Here is a 19,016-nt window from a genome sequence, read left to right as displayed (position 1 = left end):
AGATCAGCCATGCCGACGACCTTTGCTTCGATCGCCGACCTCCACGCACATCCAGGTGACATCGTGTCCGTCCGGGGGTGGGTCATGACGACCCGCTCGTCGGGGAAGATCGCGTTCGTGGTCCTGCGCGACGGAAGCGGCTATGTCCAGGCGGTTTTCCCGCGCAACGAGCTCATCGAAGGCGCCTGGGAGCGGCTCGGCACGCTGACGCAGGAAGCAAACATCGTCGTGACCGGCGTCGTCCGCGCCGACGCGCGTGCACCGGGTGGCTACGAGCTGACGGCCACCGATCTCTCCGTTACCTCGCCGAGCGTCGACTTTCCGATTTCGCCCAAGGAACACGGAACGGCATTCCTGTTCGAGCACCGGCACCTCTGGCTCCGGTCACGCCGCCAGGTTGCCGTCGCGCGTGTCCGCAATGAAATCGAGCATGCGATCTCGGACTTTTTCTATGATCGCGGTTTCACGCGCGTCGACACGCCGATCCTGACCGGGTCGATCGGCGAGGATGCCGGTGAGCTTTTCGCCACGGACTATTTCGATCTTGGGCGCGCCTACATGGCGCAGACGGGCCAGCTCTACGTCGAGGCGGCGGCTGCCGCGCTCGGCCGGGTCTACTGCTTCGGGCCGACCTTCCGTGCCGAGAAGTCGAAGACGCGGCGCCACCTGACCGAATTCTGGATGTGCGAGCCCGAGGTTGCCTTTGCCGACAGCAACGACAACATGCGCTTGCAGGAAGATTTCGTCTCGTATCTCGTTGGTCGCGTGCTCGAGCGGCGGCGTGCCGAGCTTGCCGAACTGGAGCGCGACATCGCGCCGCTGGAAAAGGTCAAGGCACCATTTGCGCGGATGACCTACACCGACGCGATCGCCGCGTTGCAGCGCGAGGGAAGCGACATCCAGTGGGGAACGGACCTGGGCGCGGACGACGAAACGGCGCTGGCGAAATCGTTCGACCGGCCGCTCTTCGTGATGAACTATCCGAAGCAGGTCAAGGCGTTCTACATGAAGGAGAACCCCGACGACCCGCGCACGGTGCTGAACAACGATTGCCTGGCGCCCGAGGGGTACGGGGAGATCATCGGCGGGTCGCAGCGCGAAGACGACTACGACCGTCTCCTTGCGCGCATCGGCGAGCAGGGGCTCGATCCGAAGACGTACGAGTGGTATCTCGACCTGCGAAAGTATGGCGGGTTCATGCACTCGGGATTTGGCCTCGGCCTCGAACGCACCGTCGCATGGATCTGCGGCATTCCTCATATCCGGGAAGCGATCGCCTTCCCGCGCCAGATTCACCGGCTCTATCCCTGACGGCCGAGCCGATCGCCGCTCAAGGCGATCGGCGTTTCACTTCATCCCAGAGCTCATCGAGTCGGTCGATCCCTGCCGTGTCCAGGGCGATCGCTCGTTCGCGGGCGAGGCCTTCGACCTGTTCGAATCGCGTCCGGAATTTTCGATTGGCGCGATCGAGCGCGAGGCTCGGATGGACGCCGGCCTTCCGCGCGAGGTTGACGACGGCGAAGAGGAGATCGCCGACCTCGTCGACCAGCGCATCGGGAGGGGTTCCGGTCGCCGTCGCCCCGAGTTCGGCTTCGACCTCGCCGAGTTCTTCGCGCACCTTGTTCGCCGGTCCGGCGGTATCGGGCCAGTCAAAACCAACGCCGGCGGCGCGCTCCTGCAGGCGGAAGGCGAGGAGGAGCGCCGGCAGCGTTGCGGGAAGGCCGTCGAGGGTGCCGGTTCCCGGGGGTCGTTCACGCGCCTTGAGCTGCTGCCACGCTTCCCGGTCGCCCTGGGCAAAGAGGTGCGGATGGCGCCGACGCATCTTCGCCACCAGCTGGTCGGCGATGTCGTCGGGAGTGAATTCACCCAGTTCCGCGCCCAGGGCGAGCTGCCAGGCGAGGTGAAGCATGAGGTCGGCGACTTCGTCGCGGATCGCGTCGCGCTGATTCGCCGCCAGCGCGGCATCGAGTTCGTGCACTTCCTCGATGAGATAGGGCCGGAGGGTCTCCCGCGTCTGCACCCGATCCCAATCGCAACGCGCGCGCAGGTCTGCCACCATCGCCACGGCGCGCTGAAGCGCCGAATCATCTTGCATCCAATCCCCCGGGGTCCTAGTCTCCCATCGTGCGCAAACGACTGACTCCTGACACCGCGCGCGCCTGGGTCGATATCGACCTGGACGCCCTGGTCCGCAACGCCCAGTCCTTCCGTGCCGCGACACGGGTTCCGCTGCTGCCGATGGTGAAGGCCGACGGTTACGGCCTTGGCGCGCTCATGGTCGCGAGAGCACTGGCCGAAGTCGAACCGTGGGGATATGGCGTCGCCACGGTTGACGAGGCCCGCGAACTGCACGTCAACGGCATCGTCCGGCCGATCGTGATCTTCACGCCGCTGGTGCCGTCGATGATCGAGTTCGTCAACGCCGTGGCCGCCCGGCCCAGCATCGGTGATCTCGACGCCCTCGACGCCTGGCTCTCCCACGGTGGCGGCCCGTTCCATCTGGAGATCGACACCGGCATGGGGCGCTCGGGCTTCGTGTGGAACGACGGCAAGATGCTCGCCCAGGTCCGCAATCTGCTCAGCGACGCTGCCGGATGGGAGGGCATCTTTACCATGTTCCATTCGGCCGGCCACGATGCGGAAGGGACGGCGCAGCAATGGAAACGATTCCAGCAGGCGATTGCGTTGCTGGGAAGGCGCCCGGCGGTACTGCATGCGGCGTCGTCCGGCGCTGGCGCATACGGAACAGCCTACGCGGGGGATGTGACGCGACCGGGGATCCATCTGTACGGAGGGCGCGTGCCCGGACTCGACAGCATCCCGGTTGTCGCGGTGCGAGCGCGGGTGGTGGCGATCCGTCGCGTCCCGGCGGGGACGCCGATCGGCTATGACGGCACCTGGCGCGCTCCCAATCAGACGACGATCGCGACGATCGCGATCGGATACGCTGACGGGATCCATCGACAGCTGTCGAATGCGGGTGCGGCGGAACTCCTCGGACAGCGGGTGCGAATCGTCGGGCGCGTCATGATGGATCACATCCTCGTCGACGCGGGAGACTTGCCGGTCGCAATCGGTGATGTCGCGACGCTCTTCGGCGGTTTGGTGACGCTCGAAGAACAGGCTGCGCTCGCGGGGACGGTCGGCTACGAACTTCTCACCGCACTCAGTCCGCGGCTGCCACGCCGCTACCACAGGCACGAATGAATCCGCACTTCGCATCGCTGGTCCTCGGAATTGCCGGCCAGGCTAACGCGGCGCTCGACGGCCAGCTGCCGCCGGGAGCCGAAGAAGCCGGCGCGACCAACGCGCGGCAGCTCGCGCAGACCTTGATCGACACGCTGGCGGCTCTCCAGGAGAAGACGCGCGGGAATCTCGACGCCGATGAGAGCCGCCTGGTGGAGCAGGCACTGACCGCACTGCGCTTCCGCTTCGCCACCGGGAAGGTCATGTGACGCGCCGCGCTGCACTGATCGTGCTCGACGGAGTCGGTGTGGGGCTGGCGCACGACGCGGCGGTGTACGGCGATGCAGGAAGCGCCACCCTGGGGCATGTGATGCGGGCACGGCCGGAGTTGCATCTCCAGCACCTGCAGTCCCTCGGGCTCGGGCACTGTGGCGACAGCGGGATTCCCGAGACGCCGCATCCGCGGGCGGCACATGGCTGGGCCCAGCCCACCAGCGCCGGGAAGGACAGCACCACGGGGCATTGGGAACTCTGCGGCGTCGTGCTGGAGACGCCATTCCCCACCTATCCGCAAGGATTTCCCCCGGCGCTGCTGGCCGAATTTGGCGGCCGCACCGGGCGCGCGGTGATCGGGAACAAGGCCGCGTCGGGAACAGCGATTCTGGACGAACTGGGATCGGAGCATCTCGCAACGGGGCAGTGGATCGTCTACACGTCGGCGGACTCCGTGTTCCAGATCGCGGCGCACGAGGATGTCGTGCCGCTCGACGAATTGTACGCCGCGTGCCGCACGGCGCGAGAACTTCTCACCGGCCCGCACAGCGTCTCGCGCGTGATCGCGAGGCCGTTTCGCGGGACTCCGGGGCATTGGGTGCGGACCGCCAACCGCAAGGACTTTTCGCTTGAGCCGCCCCGGCCGACGCTGCTCGACCATCTCGCCACTGCGGGCGTTCCAGTTGTGGGCGTGGGGAAGGTCGACGATCTCTTTGCGGGGCGGGGGATCACCAGCACCCACGCGGCGACGAATCCGGACGCGTATGCCTTGATCGATCAGAAGATGGCCGCGCTCGACCACGGCTTCCTCTTCGCCAACGTCATCGAGTTCGATCAGAGCTGGGGACATCGCAATGACGTGGCCGGCTTCGCGGGCGGACTCATCGATCTCGATCGCTGGGTTCCTCAGTTTTTGCGGGAAGCCCGTGATGAGGACCTGATTATCTTCACAGCCGACCATGGCAACGATCCCACCACCGCTTCGACGGACCACGCGCGGGAGTGCGTCCCCATCCTCGCGACCGGTCCGCGCGTCCGCGCCATCGATCTCGGCGAACGCCGGACGTTCGCCGACGTCGGCCAGACCATTGCCGAGTTCCTGGGCGTACCCGCGCTTGCCGCTGGGCAGTCATTCCTGAGCGATATCTGGGTAGCGTGACGTCGTTGCGAGCTGTGGCCGAAGCGGCCCGCGACCGGGCGTATGCTCCCTTTTCGCATTTTCGCGTCGGGGCGGCACTCGAAACCGACGATGGCACCGTCTTCGCCGGCTGCAACGTCGAGAATGCGTCGTACGGGTTGACGATCTGCGCCGAACGAAGCGCGGTTGTCGCCGCGGTCTCCGCCGGGCACCAGCGCTTCCGCCGGATGGTACTGGTGAGCGACGCCGCGGAGCCGGTGGCGCCCTGCGGCGCGTGCCGCCAGGTCCTGTCGGAATTCGCCCCCGATCTCGTCGTCGAAAGTTGCGCCGGCGAGCTCAGCCAGCAATGGACGATGCGCGAGCTGCTCCCGGCCGGATTCACGGCGGAGATGCTCAAGTGAAGTGGCGCATCGCTGCCGTCGTCCTCACCGCAGTGGTCGCTGCTGCCTGTACCGAGCACCTGACCACTCCCGGGACCTGCCCGTCGTTCTGCCCGGGCGGCCAATCGGTGTTCCGTGACACGACACTGTCGCCGATCCCCAATGGCGATTCCAGCTTCACCGGGTTCATCGAGCAGTCGAACCTGACCTCGCTGCTCACATCGAGCGGCGGCGTCTACGGAGAGAATCGCGCCGTCATTCGCTTCTTCCCGCGAACCGACTCGGTGCTGGTGTCGGACACGAGCCGGACCTTCACGGTTGATTCGGTGGCGCTCGAAGTCGGCCTCCAGGCACGGGACACGACGACCAACAATTTCGTCCTCGAGATCTACCGTCTCTCGCCGAAGCTCGACTCCACTGCCTCGCTGGCCGATGTCGACGCCCAGATGACGCCGGCCAACCTGATCGCCTCGGTCCCCGAGGGGGTGTCGGCCGCGAACGGGATCGTCCATATCACGTTCTCGGGCGACTCGCTCGCGAGCCTGGGATTCGTGCCGTCCGACAGCACGATCCTCGAAATCGGCATACGCGTCCGCGCCGACTCCGCTACCGCGGCGCGGATCGGGACTCCGGCGTCGGGGGCCTTTGCGCCGCTCCTCACCACGTATGTCGAAGCGAACGGTGTTGTTGACTCGCTCAAGCCGCAAGCGTTGGGGCGCATTGCGAGCGACTTCTTCACGATCTCGGCGCCCAACCCTCCGCCGCCGGCAACGCTGCTGGCGGTGGGCGGGATTCCGGTATCGCGGAGCTTCATTCGCTTCGCACTTCCCGAGTATCTCCGGGACTCGGCCACGATCATCCGCGCCACGCTGGAGCTGCACGCCGATGCGCCGGTCATCGGCATACCGGCTGACACCGCGCAGCTGGTGGCGGGAACGGAGCTCACCGATTTCGGGGCAAAATCGCCGCTGATCATCGGTCTCACCGCGGCAGTACCGCTCCTCCCCGGGACGCAGGACGTCTCGCTCGAAATCGCCCCGCTGATACAGGCATGGCAGGGGAAGACACCGACGCCATCCGTCATCCGGTTGTCGCTCGCGCAGGAAGGCGGCACGTTCATCTTCCCGCTCTTCCGGTCGACGCGAGCCGCGGTGGGGGCGCCGACGCTCCGGATCACCTATCGTCCGCCGTTTGCCTTCGGAGGCTTCTAGATGAGGCAACGGATTGCGACGCTCGCTGTCTTCGGCCTGCTCGGTATCACCGGGCGCGCGTTCGCGCAGGCGTCGCAGTTTGGCATCCGCGGACTGGGACTTCCGGGGCGCGAGGCATCGGCGTATTCGCTGGGCCTGGGAGGCGCGGAGTCGATCTTCGACGGCCAGTCGTCAACCAACCCGGCGGCGCTGGGGACCCTCTCCACGGCGACGGCGCTGTTCACCTCGAGCGGCGACTGGCGGAGCAGCACCAATCCGGCCGGCACGCTGTCGACGCGTGACACCCGCTTTCCCCAGATTCTCATCGGCGGTCCGGTCGCTCATCGGCGCATTGCCCTCGGGGTGAGCTACTCGCTCTATACCGACCGCGATTTCACGGTGGTCAGCGACGGACAGGCGTCGCCACGCGGCGTGCCGGTCGAGGTGCATGACACGTTGTCGTCGCGCGGCGGGATCGATGATCTGCGCATCGGTGGCGCGTGGGTGGTCAACACCAGGCTGGCGGTCGGCGCCGCGGTGCACTTCCTCACCGGGTCGAACCGGTTGGTATCGAGGCGCTTCTGGGAAGACACGACCTATCTCTCGCCGGCGGAAACAGCGGAACTGTCCTACAGCGGCACTGGTGTTTCCATCGGGGCGCTCTGGAATCCGGTGCACGGCGTGGAGATCGCGGCATCGTTTCGCCACGACGGCGCGGTCGGGATTGACCGCGATTCGACCGGACTTGGGCAGGTGCAGTTCCCGACGTCATCGGTCGGATCGGTCGCCATGCCGACCACGTTCACGGCCGGGATCCGTGCCGCGGTGACATCACGCCTTTCGCTGGTGGCGTCGGGGATCACGCGGAACTGGTCGGTCGCGGATTCCGCGATCCAGGCGGAAGGGGCGCCCGGCGCTCGCAATACCGTCGGGATCAATGGCGGCATCGAGCTGATCCGCAACGCGCGCCAGCCGCTCAAGTATCCGCTCCGCCTGGGCGCGCACTACACCACGCTCCCGTTCCTGCTCGCCACCGATCCGCAGCCTCACGAGTTCGGCGTATCACTCGGTACCGGCCGGCGGTTTGCCGCCGATCGCGGCGGCTTTGATATCGCGATCGAGCGGATCTGGCGGTCGCAGGGAAGCGGTTACACCGAGGGCGCGACGGTGATTACCGTCGGGATCTCCGTCCGCCCGCCGACGATCGGCCAGTAGCGGCGGCACTGTCTGCCACCGCGCCGCAGTATACTCCCATCCAGATGAAGCAGATCTACGTCGAAACCTACGGCTGCCAGATGAACGTGGCGGACTCCGAACTGATGCTCGGCGTCCTCGCGCGGGACGGCTATTCCCAGTCGCCCGTGCCGGAAGGTTCCGACGTCATCCTGGTCAACACCTGTGCCGTGCGGGACAATGCGGAACAGCGGGTGATCGGCCGGGTTGGCGAGCTGCAGCGCCACAAGCGGCCCGGCACGGTCCTCGGCGTGGTCGGGTGCATGGCCCAGCGGCTGGGACCGATACTGCTCGAACGAGTCCCCGCGGTCGACCTCGTCGTCGGTCCGGACGGATACCGCAATCTCCCCGAGCTTCTGGCGCACGCCGGGACAGGGGAACGCCAGGTCGACGTCGAGTACCGCAGCTGGGAGCATTACGAAGAGATCCCGCAGCTGCGTGAATCGGGTCCGACCGCATTCGTGACGGTGCAGCGCGGCTGCGATTATCGCTGCACCTTCTGCATCGTACCGACGACGCGCGGTCCGGAGCGAAGCCGGCGACTCGCCGACGTGGTCGCCGAGGTGCGGCAGCTGGCCGACGCGGGGACGACCGAGGTGACACTCCTCGGGCAGACGGTCAATTCGTACCACGATGGCGAGCACGACTTCGCGGAACTGTTGCGCGCCGTCGGTGCGGTGGATGGGTTGCGTCGCATCCGGTTTACCTCGCCGTATCCGACCGATTTCACCCCGGCGGTGATCGAGGCGATGGCCACGACGCCGGCGGTCTGCGACCATGTCCATCTGCCGGTGCAGAGCGGATCGAATGCGGTGCTCCGGCGCATGCTGCGCCGGTATACACGAGAGCGGTATCTCGACGTGGCGGGCGAGCTTCGCGCGGCGATGCCGGCGATCACCATGTCGACCGATATCATCGTCGGCTTCCCGGGCGAGACCGACGCGCAGTTCGCCGAAACGATGACCCTCGTCGAGGAAGCTGGTTTTGACGACGCCTACACCTTCAAGTATTCGGTGCGCGAGGGGACGCCGGCGGAACGCCTGCGCGATCGCGTCGACGACGAGGTGGGGAGCGAGCGCCTGGCGCGACTGATCGATCTGGTCCGCTCGCAGGTCCGTCGCCGCAACGCCGCGCGAGTTGGGCAGGTGCACGAAGCGCTGGTAGAGCGCCCGGCAAAGCGGGGCGACATGATGTTGGCCCGGACGCGCCAGAACTTTCTCGTGCTGCTCGATCTCCCGCCGTCGTCGGTCGGGGAATATCACGACGTCCGGTTGACGGGAACGACAGGTTCAACCTTCATGGGAAGCGTGGAACAGTCCACGCTCGCGGTGCTATGATCCTCAATGTGATGGAGCGGCACGTTCGCGACGCGTACGACCGCCTCAAGACCTCGGTCAAGGAATTCGCGGATTCGGCGGAGCATCGCGAGGACGTCATCGTCTACGCGCTCAATCGCCTGCCGCCGCGCTACGTCGTCACCGACGCGGGGAAAGCGGTGACCGAGGTCGCGCTCGATGGTGCGCAGCAACGCGCCGAAATCGACGTGAAGGTTCTTGAAGCGATGCGCTTTGTCGCCGCGCGGCCGCGGTCGAAAGTGTAGCGCTGATGCCCCGACCTCCGGGGATCCTGATGGTGACAGCAGGTTACGGGGCCGGTCTTGCGACCGGCCTCGCGCGTTTTCCGGACCTGGCCGGCGTCATTGTGGTGCTCCTGTTTGCTGCATGGCTGTTGCGCGATGAATGGTGGGTCGTGGCCCTTCCGGCAATTGCCGCGGGAATTGTCGTGGGGCAGCACGGCGTGACTGACGCGCGGCAATCGTGCGCGGCTCGCATGCCGCTCGGCGCGAGTTCGTACGTCATCCACGCTGTCGATCCGGGAGAGGGAACCGGGCGGGCCCGCATCGTGTCATTCACCTGCGGCGGTACGATCACGGCGGCGTGGCCGCGTGGCCAAAGTCTCGCGGCCGGCCGCACGGCGCGGGTGGTGGCGCGTTGGATTCCGTCGACGGGCGCCCTGGGCCACCCGGACGGGATCCTCATGATCTCGACCGTCGGAAGCTCATGGGGATCACCGATCCCGGTCGAGCGGCTGCGCAACACGCTCGCCGGGAGGGCGCGAGCGTTGTACGGTCCGCGCGCGCCGCTCGTCGATGCGATGGTGGCGGGGTGGCGCGGCGCGCTCGATCCCGATCTCAAGGCGGCGTTTGCGTCGGCGGGATTGATGCACCTCCTTGCCATCTCCGGGTTTCATCTGGCGTGTCTCGCCGGATGGATCGTGCTGATTCTTCGACTTGCGGGGGTGTCGCGTCACCCAGCGGAGGCGATTGCTGCTGCCGCGATGGTGGCGTACGCCGCGGCGCTCGGATGGCCACCAGCCGCCATGCGCGCCGCCGCGCTCCTGGTGGTGCTGGCGTTCTGCCGCTGGCGACAGCGACAGGTCCGGCTCAGCGTACTCGCGGCCGCCAGTGCGCTGGTGGTGCTCATCGGCGATCCGTGGTCGATCACCTCGCCCGGCGGATGGATGTCGGTTCTCGGCCTTGCCGGCGTGAGCCTCGCCGTCCGGTGGAGCGATCGTGCGATCAGCCGGCATTACCTGGTGCGGTCGCTTTCCGCGTCGACCGGCGCGCTGCTCGCGACGGCACCGCTCGCCGCGGCGGCATTCGGCCAGGTGGCGCCCGCCGGGATCGTCCTGTCGCTCGTCGGTATCCCGTTGGTTGCCATGGCGCTGCCGCTCCTGGTGCTGTCGATCGCATTGAACGGCATCCTCGCGGGAGTGGCGCAGGGAATGGCGGCGTCGGGGAACGGCTTCCTGGTGCTTCTCGATGCGCTGGTGCGCCGCGGCGCGCTCCTTCCCGGCTCCGCACCATCTGGTACATCGGGGCTCGCCGCGGCGCTCCCCTGGATCGGCATCGCGGCGTCGTTCGCCTGGGTGATCTACGGCCCCACGACATTGCGCGAGGCGGTTCGACGGATGTCGTGGGTGGTCACGGCCGGGACCTGCGTGGTACTCCTCGGAAAAACCACCGGCGATGCGCCGGGAGACGGGCAGACGCTGGCGTTACTTTTCCTCGATGTCGGGCAGGGCGACGCGGCGCTGATTCGAACACCGAGGAATCACTGGATCGAAGTTGACGCGGGGCCGGCCGACGACCGTTGGGATGCTGGCCGTCGGGTGATTGTGCCGTATCTGACCAGCCACGGTGTGCACCGCATCGACATGTTCGTGCTGTCGCATGCACATCGGGATCACGTCGGCGGTGCATCCGCGGTGCTGGCGCGAATCCCGACCGACGTCGCGCTCGAACCGGGCGAGCTCTTCTCCGATTCGGCCTACGACCGCTGGCTCGGCGCGCTGGCGGCGCATCACGTTCGATGGCGAGCAGCGCGCGCCGGAACAGCGTGGTCGGTCGATGGGGTGGAATTTCATGTCCTTCATCCGCCGACGCCGTGGGCGCGGCAGGGCGATGATCTGAACGAGGACTCGATCGTGCTCGAAGTGCGCTACAACGCGTTCGATGCGCTGTTGATGGGGGACGCGGGATTCGTGGCAGAATCGGCGATGGCGCCGGCGCTCCATCGGGTCGATCTGCTGAAGGTGGGCCACCATGGCTCGAAGACCGCCAGCAGCGACGCGTTCCTCGCCGCGGCGCAGCCCCAAGCTGCGGTGGTCAGCGTCGGCCGCAACAATTACGGGCATCCGTCGCCGGACGCGCTGGCACGCCTCGACCACGCCGGCGCCGCGGTGTGGCGAACGGACCAGCAGGGGTTGGTGACCGTGACGACCGATGGAAGGACGTTCACGGTGCAGGGCGCGCGATCCACCGCGACATTTACCGTTCGACCGTGAGTCACCCAGGGGAGCAACCGTGCTCGATCGCACCATCGTCACGACGTTGGAACGCTTCATCCTCGAGCAGCAGGAGCTGCACTCCGAGGCCACTGGCGAACTCACCAACCTGCTGTACGACATCGCCCTCGGCGCCAAGGTCGTCGCGGCACAGATTCGGCGAGCGGGGCTCACCAGCATTCTCGGCAGCGCATCCGCAATCAACGTCCAGGGCGAGGAGCAGCAGAAGCTCGATGTCTTTGCCAACGAAACGCTCAAGAATGCATTGAATCACACCGGACGCGTCTGCACGATGGCGTCGGAAGAGGATGAATCGCTGATCCCGATCCCCGACGGCTATCCCGCGGGGCACTACGCAGTCCTCTTCGACCCGCTGGACGGTTCATCCAACATCGACGTCAACGGCCCGGTCGGTACCATCTTCGGGATCATGTCGCGGGTGAGTACGAAGGGACAGGGCACGATGCAGGACGTGCTGCAGCCGGGCACGAAGCTGGTCGGTGCAGGGTATATCCTCTACGGCTCGAGTGTGATGATGGTGTATTCGATCGGGCATGGTGTGCATGGATTCACGCTCGATCCAACCATCGGCGAATTCCTCCTTTCGCATGAATCGATCACGATGCCGAAGCACGGCAAGTACTACAGCGCCAACGAATCGAACTTTGGCCGGTGGTCCAAGGGGATGCAGCGCGCCGTCCGCGGCTTTCACGGCGACGATCCGGAGCGGATCGAGGGGAAATCGTCGCGTTACATCGGGTCACTGGTGGCGGATTTCCATCGCAACCTGATTGCCGGCGGGATCTATCTCTATCCCGCTGATTCACGAAATCCGCACGGCAAGCTCCGCCTCCTCTACGAGTGCATGCCGATGGCGTTCCTTGCCGAAGCCGCCGGCGGCAAGGCGACCGACGGCCGAACGCGGATCGTCGAGATCGTCCCCACGTCGTTGCATCAGCGGACACCGTTCGTGGCCGGGAACGCTGCGGACGTGGACTACGTCAGCACGGTGATCGCCGAAGTCGAGGGGCCGGCGTGACCGACCCGCGCGGAACCGTGCCACCGCTCGCACATCCATCGGACTGGCACGGCGAGCCCGGGCGCGATCTCGGCGAACCGGGCGCATTTCCGTTCACGCGCGGGCCGTACGCCGAGATGTACACGCGGCGGCCGTGGACGATGCGCCAGTATGCAGGGTTCGGCACCGCGGAGGCGACCAATGTGCGCTTCCGCGCGTTGCTCGCGGCCGGTCAGACCGGACTCTCGACCGCATTCGATCTTCCAACGCAGATGGGGTACGACTCGGATCATCCGATGGCGGCGGGCGAGGTTGGCCGCGTCGGCGTGGCGATCGATACGGTCGACGACCTGGTCATGCTCTTCCGCGACATTCCGCTCGACCGGGTCACCACGTCGATGACGATCAACGCGACGGCCGCGATCCTGCTGGCGATGTATGTCGTGGCCGGGGAAGAGCAGGGCGTCGCACGATCGGCGCTCGGAGGGACGGTACAGAACGATGTCCTCAAGGAATACATCGCTCGGGGGACGTACATCTACCCCGCGGAACCGTCGTTGCGGCTCGTCACCGATCTCTTCCGGTTCGTGGTATCCGAGGGGATGAATTTCAACCCGATCTCGATCTCGGGATACCACATGCGGGAGGCGGGTGCCACGGCCGTTCAGGAGGTGGCGTTCACCCTCGCCAACGCGCTCGAATATGTGCGACGTGGGATCGCGGCCGGTGTGCCACTCCCGGCGTTCGGGCCGAGGATGTCGTTCTTTTTCGCCGCGCACAACGATCTCTTCGAAGAGATCGCGAAGTTTCGCGCGGCCCGGCGCCTCTATGCCCGCCTGATGCGCGAGCGGTTCGCGGCGGACGACGCCACTGCGCGGCTGCGGTTTCACACCCAGACCGGCGGGGTGACATTGCAGGCGCAGCAGCCGTTGAACAACGTCGTGCGCGTGACCGTCCAGGCGCTCGCCGCCGTTCTGGGCGGAACGCAGTCGCTGCACACCAACGGCTACGACGAGGCGCTGGCGCTGCCGACGACGGAGTCGGCGACGCTCGCGTTGCGCACGCAGCAGGTGCTGGCGTTCGAGAGCGGCATGACGCGCAGCATCGACCCGCTCGCAGGAAGCTGGTACGTCGAATCACTCACCGATCGGATCGAGGGAGATGCCCGCGCGTTGATCGAGGAGATCGACGCAATCGGGGGTGCCGCGGCCGCGATCGAGTCCGGCTACTTCGAGCGCGCCATCGCCGAGAGCGCGTGGCGGACGCAGCAGGCGCAGGAATCGGGGGAGCTGACCGTGGTCGGTGTGAATCGGTTCGCCGACAACGCCGCCCCCGTGACACCGCCGGTTCCGGACTACCACGCGCTCGAGCGTGAGCAGCGCGATCGCCTCGCCGACGTGAAGCGGCGTCGTGACGCGGGTGCCGTCACGGCGACCCTCGCCGCGATCAGCGCCGGGGCGAAAGGTTCGACGCCGCTGCTGCCGTTGATCATCGATGCCGTACGGGCCCGCGCCACGCTCGGGGAGATCAGCGACACGCTGCGTGCGGCCTGGGGAACGTACCATGCCGAAGGGACGCGGTGAGATGGAGGCCGCGTACCGCCACTTCATCACGCAGCGACACGCGCGCGTCGGCGTCGTGGGAGATCCGGAAACAGCGACCGAAGCGTGGCTCATCCTGCATGGGTATGGAATGCTCGCGCGCGGCATCCTGCACTGGTTCCGATCGGCGGCGCGACCGGGGCGCGTGCTGATCGCTCCCGAGGGGCTCTCCCGTTTCTACAACGAACTGAGCGAGGGGAAACGTGCTGTGGGTGCGTCATGGACGACTCGCGAGGAGCTGCACCACGAGATCGAGGACCAGCGGCAATACCTCGATCAGGTCGTGACGGCACTCGTCCCTCCCGATGCGGCGCTCCATATCCATGGATTTTCCCAGGGATGCTCGGTGGCGGCACGCTGGTCGATCGCGCCCGCTCGACCGGTTGCCCAACTCGTCTGCTGGGCGGGTGCGATCCCCGATGACGTCCACGGCGCGGCCCTTCGCGAGACGCTCGGTCCCCAGCCGCTCCACCTGGTCGTCGGCGACCGGGACGCCAGGGTTCCTCCGGAACGGGTCGAATCGGACGGTCAGCGTCTTCGCGGCGAGGGGCTCGACGTGGTGGTCCACCATTTCGAGGGTGGTCACACGATCGATCGGGCGTTGCTGTCGACCTTCGCCGGCTGAGCGCTTCCCACCCGCCGAGAATCGACTCCGGCCGGCGCGACTATCTTTATACCGCGCGGTGAGTTAGCCCCGGATGGAGCCGAATGCCGACCTACGAGTACCGTTGTGACAAGGGCCATGCCTTCGAGCGGGTCCAGAAAATGAGCGACAAACCAATCACCCGGTGCCCGGTCTGTGGCGCGCGGGCGTCGCGGGTCATTTCGGGTGGGCAGGGCGTGATCTTCAAGGGGAGCGGTTTCTACATCACCGACTACGGCAAGGACGGGAAGGGGCCCCGGAAGGCGCCGGAAGGCAGCGCTGGTGGTGAGGAGAAGTCCGCTTCAAAGAGCGAGAACGCGCCGGCGAAGAGCCCGGACACCTCGACGCCCAAGAGCGCGGAGGCAAAGCCCTCGTCTCCCTCCGGCAAGAAGGATCCGGCGTGACCGACCGGTTGCGCGCCGAGCTGGCACGCGTGGCGGAAGGGTTCGGCGGAGGATTCGAGTTCACCCTCGAACGCCCTCGCGACCCGTCGCACGGCGATCTCGCCACCAACCTCGCGATGGTCGTTGCGCGTCGCGAGCGGGGGAATCCGCGCGCGATCGCCGAACAGATCATCGCAGCGATCGACCGTGATGCGACGTCGGTGGTGGGCGTCGAGATCGCCGGCCCCGGCTTCATCAATTTCCGAATCGGCCAGGACACGCTGGCGCGGGAGTTCGCGCAGATCATCGCCGACGGAGATCAATACGGCCGATCCGCGACCGGCATCGGGCGCCGAATCAACGTCGAGTTCGTCTCGGCCAATCCGACCGGCCCGCTTCACGTCGGACACGGCCGTGGTGCGGCGCTGGGCGACGGGATCGCGTCACTGCTCGAATGGACCGGCCACGAGGTCACTCGCGAGTTCTACGTCAACGACGCCGGGGCGCAGATCACCCGCCTGGCCGAGTCACTGTGGGCGCGCGTGCAGCAGGCGGTCGGTCGGTCCGGAGAGATTCCGGACGGCGGGTATCACGGCGAGTATCTCCGTGAAGCCGCGGCCGCACTCCTCGAGCGCGAGGGGGAAGGGTTTGCCGACCTCGATCCCGCCGACGGAATCGCCCGGTGCCGCCGCGCCGCGCTCGCGATGCAGCGGGCTGAGCAGGACGAGACGCTGGCGACCTTCGGCGTGCGGTTCGATGTCGTGTCGTCGGAACAGCGGATTTACGATGCCGGCGAGGTGGACGCCGCGGTGACGCGGCTGGGGTCGGCGGGGCAGACCTTTTCGGAAGACGGCGCGCTCTGGCTGCGCACCTCCGCGTTCGGCGACGATCGCGACCGCGTCCTCCGCAAGACCGACGGGTCATTCACCTATCTCGTCCCCGACATCGCCTATCATCTCGACAAGTTCGAGCGCGGTTTCGACCATGCGATCGATGTGTGGGGCGCCGATCATCACGGGTACATCCCGCGAATGCAGGCGGCACTTGCGGCGCTTGGCCTTCCCGAGGGATGGCTCGACGTGGCGCTGGTGCAGCTGGTACGCGTGGTGCGTGGCGGCGAAGAAGTGAAGATGTCGAAGCGGTCGGGCGAATTCGTGACGCTCCGTGATCTCTACGAAGAGGTCGGGGTCGACGCGGCGCGCTACTGGTTCATGATGCGGCGCGGCGACTCGCACCTGGTATTCGACATCGAGCTGGCCAAGTCCCGCACCGACGAGAACCCGGTCTTCTATGTCCAGATGGCGCACGCCCGGATGAGCGGCATCCTCCGCAACGCGGGGCGCGAGCCGGAGTCGGTCGCCGGCGCGATCGATCTCGGCGTCTTGACCGGATCAGACATCGACCTGGTCAAGGAGCTGGTGCTGTTTCCGTCGGTGGTCGAGCGCGCGGCCACGGAGCATGAGCCGCACCGGATCACCACGTATCTCGAAACGCTCGCTCGCGAAAGCCATGCCTGGTACCACGCGTGCCGGGTGATCGGCGAGCCACCGGCGATTGAAGCGGCGCGGCTCCTCCTCGCGCGGGGCGCGCGGCAGGTCTTCCGCAACGGTCTCAACCTCCTCGGCATCTCCGCGCCGGATCGGATGTGACTCGATGACGCTGCTCGTCGTGGGGAGTGTCGCACTCGACTCGATCTTCACGCCGTTCGGTTCCACCGCCGATGCCCTCGGCGGGTCCGCGGTCCATTTCGCGGTCGCAGCGTCGTTGCTGCACCCGGTTCGAGTGGTCGGCGTCGTCGGCGACGATTATCCGATGCACGAACTCGATCGTCTCGCCGGTCGGGGCATCGACTGGAGCGGCGTCGAGCGCGCCCCCGGCGAGTCGTTCCGGTGGAAGGGGAAATATTCCTACGACCTGCAGAGCCGGGAAACGCTGGAGACTCGCCTCGGCGTCTTTGCCGACTTTCGTCCCAAGCTCCCCGAGGGAGCGGAGCACGCCAGGTTCGTCTTCCTCGGCAATATCGATCCGGTCCTGCAGCTCGGCGTGCTGGAGCAGGTGCAGTCGCCGGTCTTCTGCGCGTGCGACACGATGAACTACTGGATCCAGTCGAAGCGCGATGATCTCCTCGCCCTCCTCGCGCGCGTCGACATGCTGATGGTCAACGATTCGGAGGCGCGCGAACTCTCCGGCGACTGGAATATCCATCGCGCGGGGCGCTGGATTCTCGATCGCGGACCGAAACGGGTGGTGATCAAGCAGGGCGAATACGGCGCGCTGCTGATCGATCGCAGCCAGACCTTTCACATCCCGGCATTTCCGCTCGAAGAGGTCTTCGATCCGACCGGTGCAGGCGATGCGTTCGCCGGCGGATTCATGGGATATCTCGCGCGAGCGGGAGCGGTCGATACCGAGCACCTGCGTCGGGCGATGGTGTACGGCTCGGCGATGGGGTCGTACTCTGTCGCCGGGTTCGGCGTGCGCGGATTCGAAGGGATCGAGGTCGCGGCGGTCGAATCGCGGGTCCGTGAATTCGTCGAACTGACCAGGATTCCTGCGGGGAGCGACGGATGACCGGTTCGAGATACGCAGCGGCGGGCGTGGATCTCGCGGCCGCGGACGACGCCAAGGCGCGGATCGGCGAACTGGTTGCCGCGACGCGGACGCCGCTGTCAGCCGGAAGAGTTGGTGCGTTCGGCGGGATGGTCCGGGTACCCGAGGGGATGCGACACCCACTCCTCGTGATGAGCACGGACGGTGTGGGGACCAAGGTGCTTGTGGCCGAGGCGGCGGGGGTATTCGACACCGTAGGCGAAGACCTGGTGAATCATTCCGTGAACGACATCCTGGTGCACGGGGCGCGGGCGATCGCGTTCATGGATTACGTGGCGGGGCACCGTCTTCCGGTCGACATGATCGAGGGGATTGTTGCCGGCATCGCGCGCGGGTGCGTCAATCATGGTATGGCGCTCGCCGGTGGAGAAACCGCCCAGATGCCTGGAGTCTATCCGGAGGGAACGTTCGATCTCGCCGGGACGATCATCGGCGTGGTGGAGGAAGACGCCGCTATTCATGGCGACGCCGTCGCGGCCGGCGACGTACTTCTCGCGTATGCATCAACGGGACTGCATACCAACGGCTATACGCTGGCGCGCCGCGTGCTGCTCGACGAGATGGGACTCCTCCTCCAGCAGACCGTTCCCGAGTTGCGGCAGACATTGGCCGAGGCGCTTCTTGCCGTGCATCGCAGCTACGTCGCGGCGCTTGCGCCGGTGCTCGACCGGATCCACGGGATGGCGCACATCACCGGCGGCGGCATTGCGGGGAATCTGTCGCGGGTTCTTCCGGCGACGTGCGATGCCGTCGTGGACCCCAACTCGTGGGAGTGGCCGGCGTTGTTCCGTCTCATCGGGGACGGCGGCAACATCAGTGAATCCGAAATGCGTGATGTCTTCAATCTCGGAGTGGGGATGATCGCCGTCATTCCGGCCGATGCAGTCGCGGCGGTGGAATCCGCTGCGCGAGCTGCGGACGTCCCGACCTGGCGATGCGGAGCGATCGTCGCCGGTTCCGGTGCCGCGAGGTTTGCGTGACACGTCTTCGTTCGATAGCCGGAATCATCGCGCTGGCAGCCGCGGCGGCCGCTGTTGGTGCCGGCCCGATGCGCGCGCAGGGAAACGCCCAATGTGCCGCATACGGCTCCGGGCTATTCGGCAGCGGACAGGCCGAACGCGTCTGCAACGCGGCGGTTGATGGCGCGTCGCTCTTCACGCCGGTAGCTGGCGTGCTGATCACCGGTGGCAATCCGTTCCTCGGCGCCACCAACGGGCTCGGCGGTTTCGGACACCTCGACGTCACGATCCGCGCCAATGCGACGACGGTTGTCATTCCCGACTTCTCGTACAACGGCGAAGGAACGACGGTCGGTTCGCAGCAGAAGCTGTTCGCGCCGGCGCCGCTGGTTGAGGGTGCGCTGGGAATCTTTCCCGGAATTCATCGCGGCCAGTTTGCTGTTGACCTTCTGGGGTCGGCCCAACTCCTTCCGACAACGTTGATCCACGATGTGCACATCGACGTCAACGCCAACAAGATCGGCACGATCGCGCTCGGTTTCGGCATTGGCGGGCG

19 protein-coding genes are annotated in these 19,016 nt (G+C 66.6%); 18 read left to right on the top strand and 1 reads right to left on the bottom strand.

From position 1 onward, the window contains the following. Nucleotides 1–9 precede the first annotated feature (9 nt). On the top strand, nucleotides 10–1,311 hold the full coding sequence (gene asnS, locus VGM20_13405; GenBank protein HEY4101865.1) for an asparagine--tRNA ligase: 1,302 nt from the start codon (nucleotides 10–12) through the stop codon (nucleotides 1,309–1,311). Between the two features lie 19 nt (nucleotides 1,312–1,330). On the opposite strand, the gene mazG is transcribed toward asnS, so the two are convergent. Continuing rightward, a complete protein-coding gene (gene mazG, locus VGM20_13400; protein ID HEY4101864.1) occupies nucleotides 1,331–2,095 on the bottom strand; it encodes a nucleoside triphosphate pyrophosphohydrolase in 765 nt (254 codons plus the stop codon). A 29-nt stretch (nucleotides 2,096–2,124) separates the two neighbouring features. Here mazG and alr point away from each other — a divergent pair, with 29 nt between their 5' ends. The 17 genes from alr to VGM20_13315 form a co-directional block, all read left to right on the top strand. Next, a complete protein-coding gene (gene alr / locus VGM20_13395; GenBank protein HEY4101863.1) occupies nucleotides 2,125–3,207 on the top strand; it encodes an alanine racemase in 1,083 nt (360 codons plus the stop codon). Further along, entirely contained in the window at nucleotides 3,204–3,455 is a 252-nt protein-coding gene (locus VGM20_13390; protein HEY4101862.1) for a DUF1844 domain-containing protein, read from the top strand. Before alr ends, VGM20_13390 begins: the two co-directional genes overlap by 4 nt. After that, nucleotides 3,452–4,618, top strand: a complete 1,167-nt coding sequence (locus VGM20_13385; protein HEY4101861.1) for a phosphopentomutase — start codon at nucleotides 3,452–3,454, stop codon at nucleotides 4,616–4,618. The genes VGM20_13390 and VGM20_13385 overlap by 4 nt, the downstream gene beginning before the upstream one ends. Then, nucleotides 4,615–4,998: a cytidine deaminase gene (locus VGM20_13380; protein HEY4101860.1), complete on the top strand. Its 384-nt coding sequence runs from the start codon at nucleotides 4,615–4,617 to the stop codon at nucleotides 4,996–4,998. Before VGM20_13385 ends, VGM20_13380 begins: the two co-directional genes overlap by 4 nt. Beyond that, a complete protein-coding gene (locus VGM20_13375) occupies nucleotides 4,995–6,188 on the top strand; it encodes a hypothetical protein (protein HEY4101859.1) in 1,194 nt (397 codons plus the stop codon). Before VGM20_13380 ends, VGM20_13375 begins: the two co-directional genes overlap by 4 nt. Next, nucleotides 6,189–7,382, top strand: a complete 1,194-nt coding sequence (locus tag VGM20_13370) for a hypothetical protein (GenBank protein HEY4101858.1) — start codon at nucleotides 6,189–6,191, stop codon at nucleotides 7,380–7,382. A 44-nt stretch (nucleotides 7,383–7,426) separates the two neighbouring features. After that, the gene (miaB, locus tag VGM20_13365) at nucleotides 7,427–8,737 is read left to right on the top strand and encodes a tRNA (N6-isopentenyl adenosine(37)-C2)-methylthiotransferase MiaB (protein ID HEY4101857.1); all 1,311 of its coding nucleotides are present in this window, start codon (nucleotides 7,427–7,429) and stop codon (nucleotides 8,735–8,737) included. After that, nucleotides 8,734–9,000, top strand: a complete 267-nt coding sequence (locus VGM20_13360; GenBank protein HEY4101856.1) for a late competence development ComFB family protein — start codon at nucleotides 8,734–8,736, stop codon at nucleotides 8,998–9,000. Before miaB ends, VGM20_13360 begins: the two co-directional genes overlap by 4 nt. A gap of 5 nt (nucleotides 9,001–9,005) precedes the next feature. Beyond that, a complete protein-coding gene (locus VGM20_13355; GenBank protein ID HEY4101855.1) occupies nucleotides 9,006–11,246 on the top strand; it encodes a DNA internalization-related competence protein ComEC/Rec2 in 2,241 nt (746 codons plus the stop codon). Nucleotides 11,247–11,265: 19 nt separating this feature from the next. Then, nucleotides 11,266–12,285, top strand: coding sequence for a class 1 fructose-bisphosphatase (gene fbp / locus VGM20_13350; GenBank protein HEY4101854.1), 1,020 nt, complete (start codon nucleotides 11,266–11,268; stop codon nucleotides 12,283–12,285). Beyond that, complete coding sequence (locus VGM20_13345) at nucleotides 12,282–13,847, top strand: methylmalonyl-CoA mutase family protein (protein ID HEY4101853.1); 1,566 nt, start codon at nucleotides 12,282–12,284, stop codon at nucleotides 13,845–13,847. Before fbp ends, VGM20_13345 begins: the two co-directional genes overlap by 4 nt. After that, nucleotides 13,828–14,490 carry a hypothetical protein gene (locus VGM20_13340; GenBank protein HEY4101852.1) on the top strand — a complete coding sequence of 221 codons (663 nt, stop codon included), beginning with the start codon at nucleotides 13,828–13,830 and terminating at the stop codon, nucleotides 14,488–14,490. Before VGM20_13345 ends, VGM20_13340 begins: the two co-directional genes overlap by 20 nt. An 83-nt stretch (nucleotides 14,491–14,573) precedes the next feature. Continuing rightward, entirely contained in the window at nucleotides 14,574–14,912 is a 339-nt protein-coding gene (locus VGM20_13335) for an FmdB family zinc ribbon protein (GenBank protein HEY4101851.1), read from the top strand. Further along, nucleotides 14,909–16,540 carry an arginine--tRNA ligase gene (argS, locus tag VGM20_13330; protein ID HEY4101850.1) on the top strand — a complete coding sequence of 544 codons (1,632 nt, stop codon included), beginning with the start codon at nucleotides 14,909–14,911 and terminating at the stop codon, nucleotides 16,538–16,540. Before VGM20_13335 ends, argS begins: the two co-directional genes overlap by 4 nt. 4 nt (nucleotides 16,541–16,544) lie before the next feature. Beyond that, nucleotides 16,545–17,462: a PfkB family carbohydrate kinase gene (locus VGM20_13325; GenBank protein HEY4101849.1), complete on the top strand. Its 918-nt coding sequence runs from the start codon at nucleotides 16,545–16,547 to the stop codon at nucleotides 17,460–17,462. Continuing rightward, a complete protein-coding gene (gene purM, locus VGM20_13320) occupies nucleotides 17,459–18,481 on the top strand; it encodes a phosphoribosylformylglycinamidine cyclo-ligase (protein ID HEY4101848.1) in 1,023 nt (340 codons plus the stop codon). Before VGM20_13325 ends, purM begins: the two co-directional genes overlap by 4 nt. After that, nucleotides 18,478–19,016 (top strand): hypothetical protein (locus tag VGM20_13315; GenBank protein HEY4101847.1); only part of this gene is annotated, 539 nt, incomplete at its 3' end. The genes purM and VGM20_13315, both read left to right, overlap by 4 nt.

The sequence above is a fragment of the Gemmatimonadales bacterium genome (assembly GCA_036500345.1).
GTDB lineage: Bacteria > Gemmatimonadota > Gemmatimonadetes > Gemmatimonadales > GWC2-71-9 > Palsa-1233.
The sequence above is the reverse complement of the archived record's forward strand: the minus strand, read 5'-3'. Positions and strand labels throughout refer to the sequence as shown.

What these genes read in the sequence shown, in the direction of transcription:
- VGM20_13360 (HEY4101856.1), top strand. Translation starts at nt 8,734, where the DNA reads ATGATCCTCAATGTGATGGAGCGGCACGTTCGCGACGCGTACGACCGC.
- mazG (HEY4101864.1), bottom strand. Translation starts at nt 2,095, where the DNA reads ATGCAAGATGATTCGGCGCTTCAGCGCGCCGTGGCGATGGTGGCAGAC.
- VGM20_13355 (HEY4101855.1), top strand. Translation starts at nt 9,006, where the DNA reads ATGCCCCGACCTCCGGGGATCCTGATGGTGACAGCAGGTTACGGGGCC.
- purM (HEY4101848.1), top strand. Translation starts at nt 17,459, where the DNA reads ATGACCGGTTCGAGATACGCAGCGGCGGGCGTGGATCTCGCGGCCGCG.
- asnS (HEY4101865.1), top strand. Translation starts at nt 10, where the DNA reads ATGCCGACGACCTTTGCTTCGATCGCCGACCTCCACGCACATCCAGGT.
- VGM20_13325 (HEY4101849.1), top strand. Translation starts at nt 16,545, where the DNA reads ATGACGCTGCTCGTCGTGGGGAGTGTCGCACTCGACTCGATCTTCACG.
- VGM20_13370 (HEY4101858.1), top strand. Translation starts at nt 6,189, where the DNA reads ATGAGGCAACGGATTGCGACGCTCGCTGTCTTCGGCCTGCTCGGTATC.
- miaB (HEY4101857.1), top strand. Translation starts at nt 7,427, where the DNA reads ATGAAGCAGATCTACGTCGAAACCTACGGCTGCCAGATGAACGTGGCG.
- VGM20_13340 (HEY4101852.1), top strand. Translation starts at nt 13,828, where the DNA reads ATGCCGAAGGGACGCGGTGAGATGGAGGCCGCGTACCGCCACTTCATC.
- VGM20_13390 (HEY4101862.1), top strand. Translation starts at nt 3,204, where the DNA reads ATGAATCCGCACTTCGCATCGCTGGTCCTCGGAATTGCCGGCCAGGCT.
- VGM20_13335 (HEY4101851.1), top strand. Translation starts at nt 14,574, where the DNA reads ATGCCGACCTACGAGTACCGTTGTGACAAGGGCCATGCCTTCGAGCGG.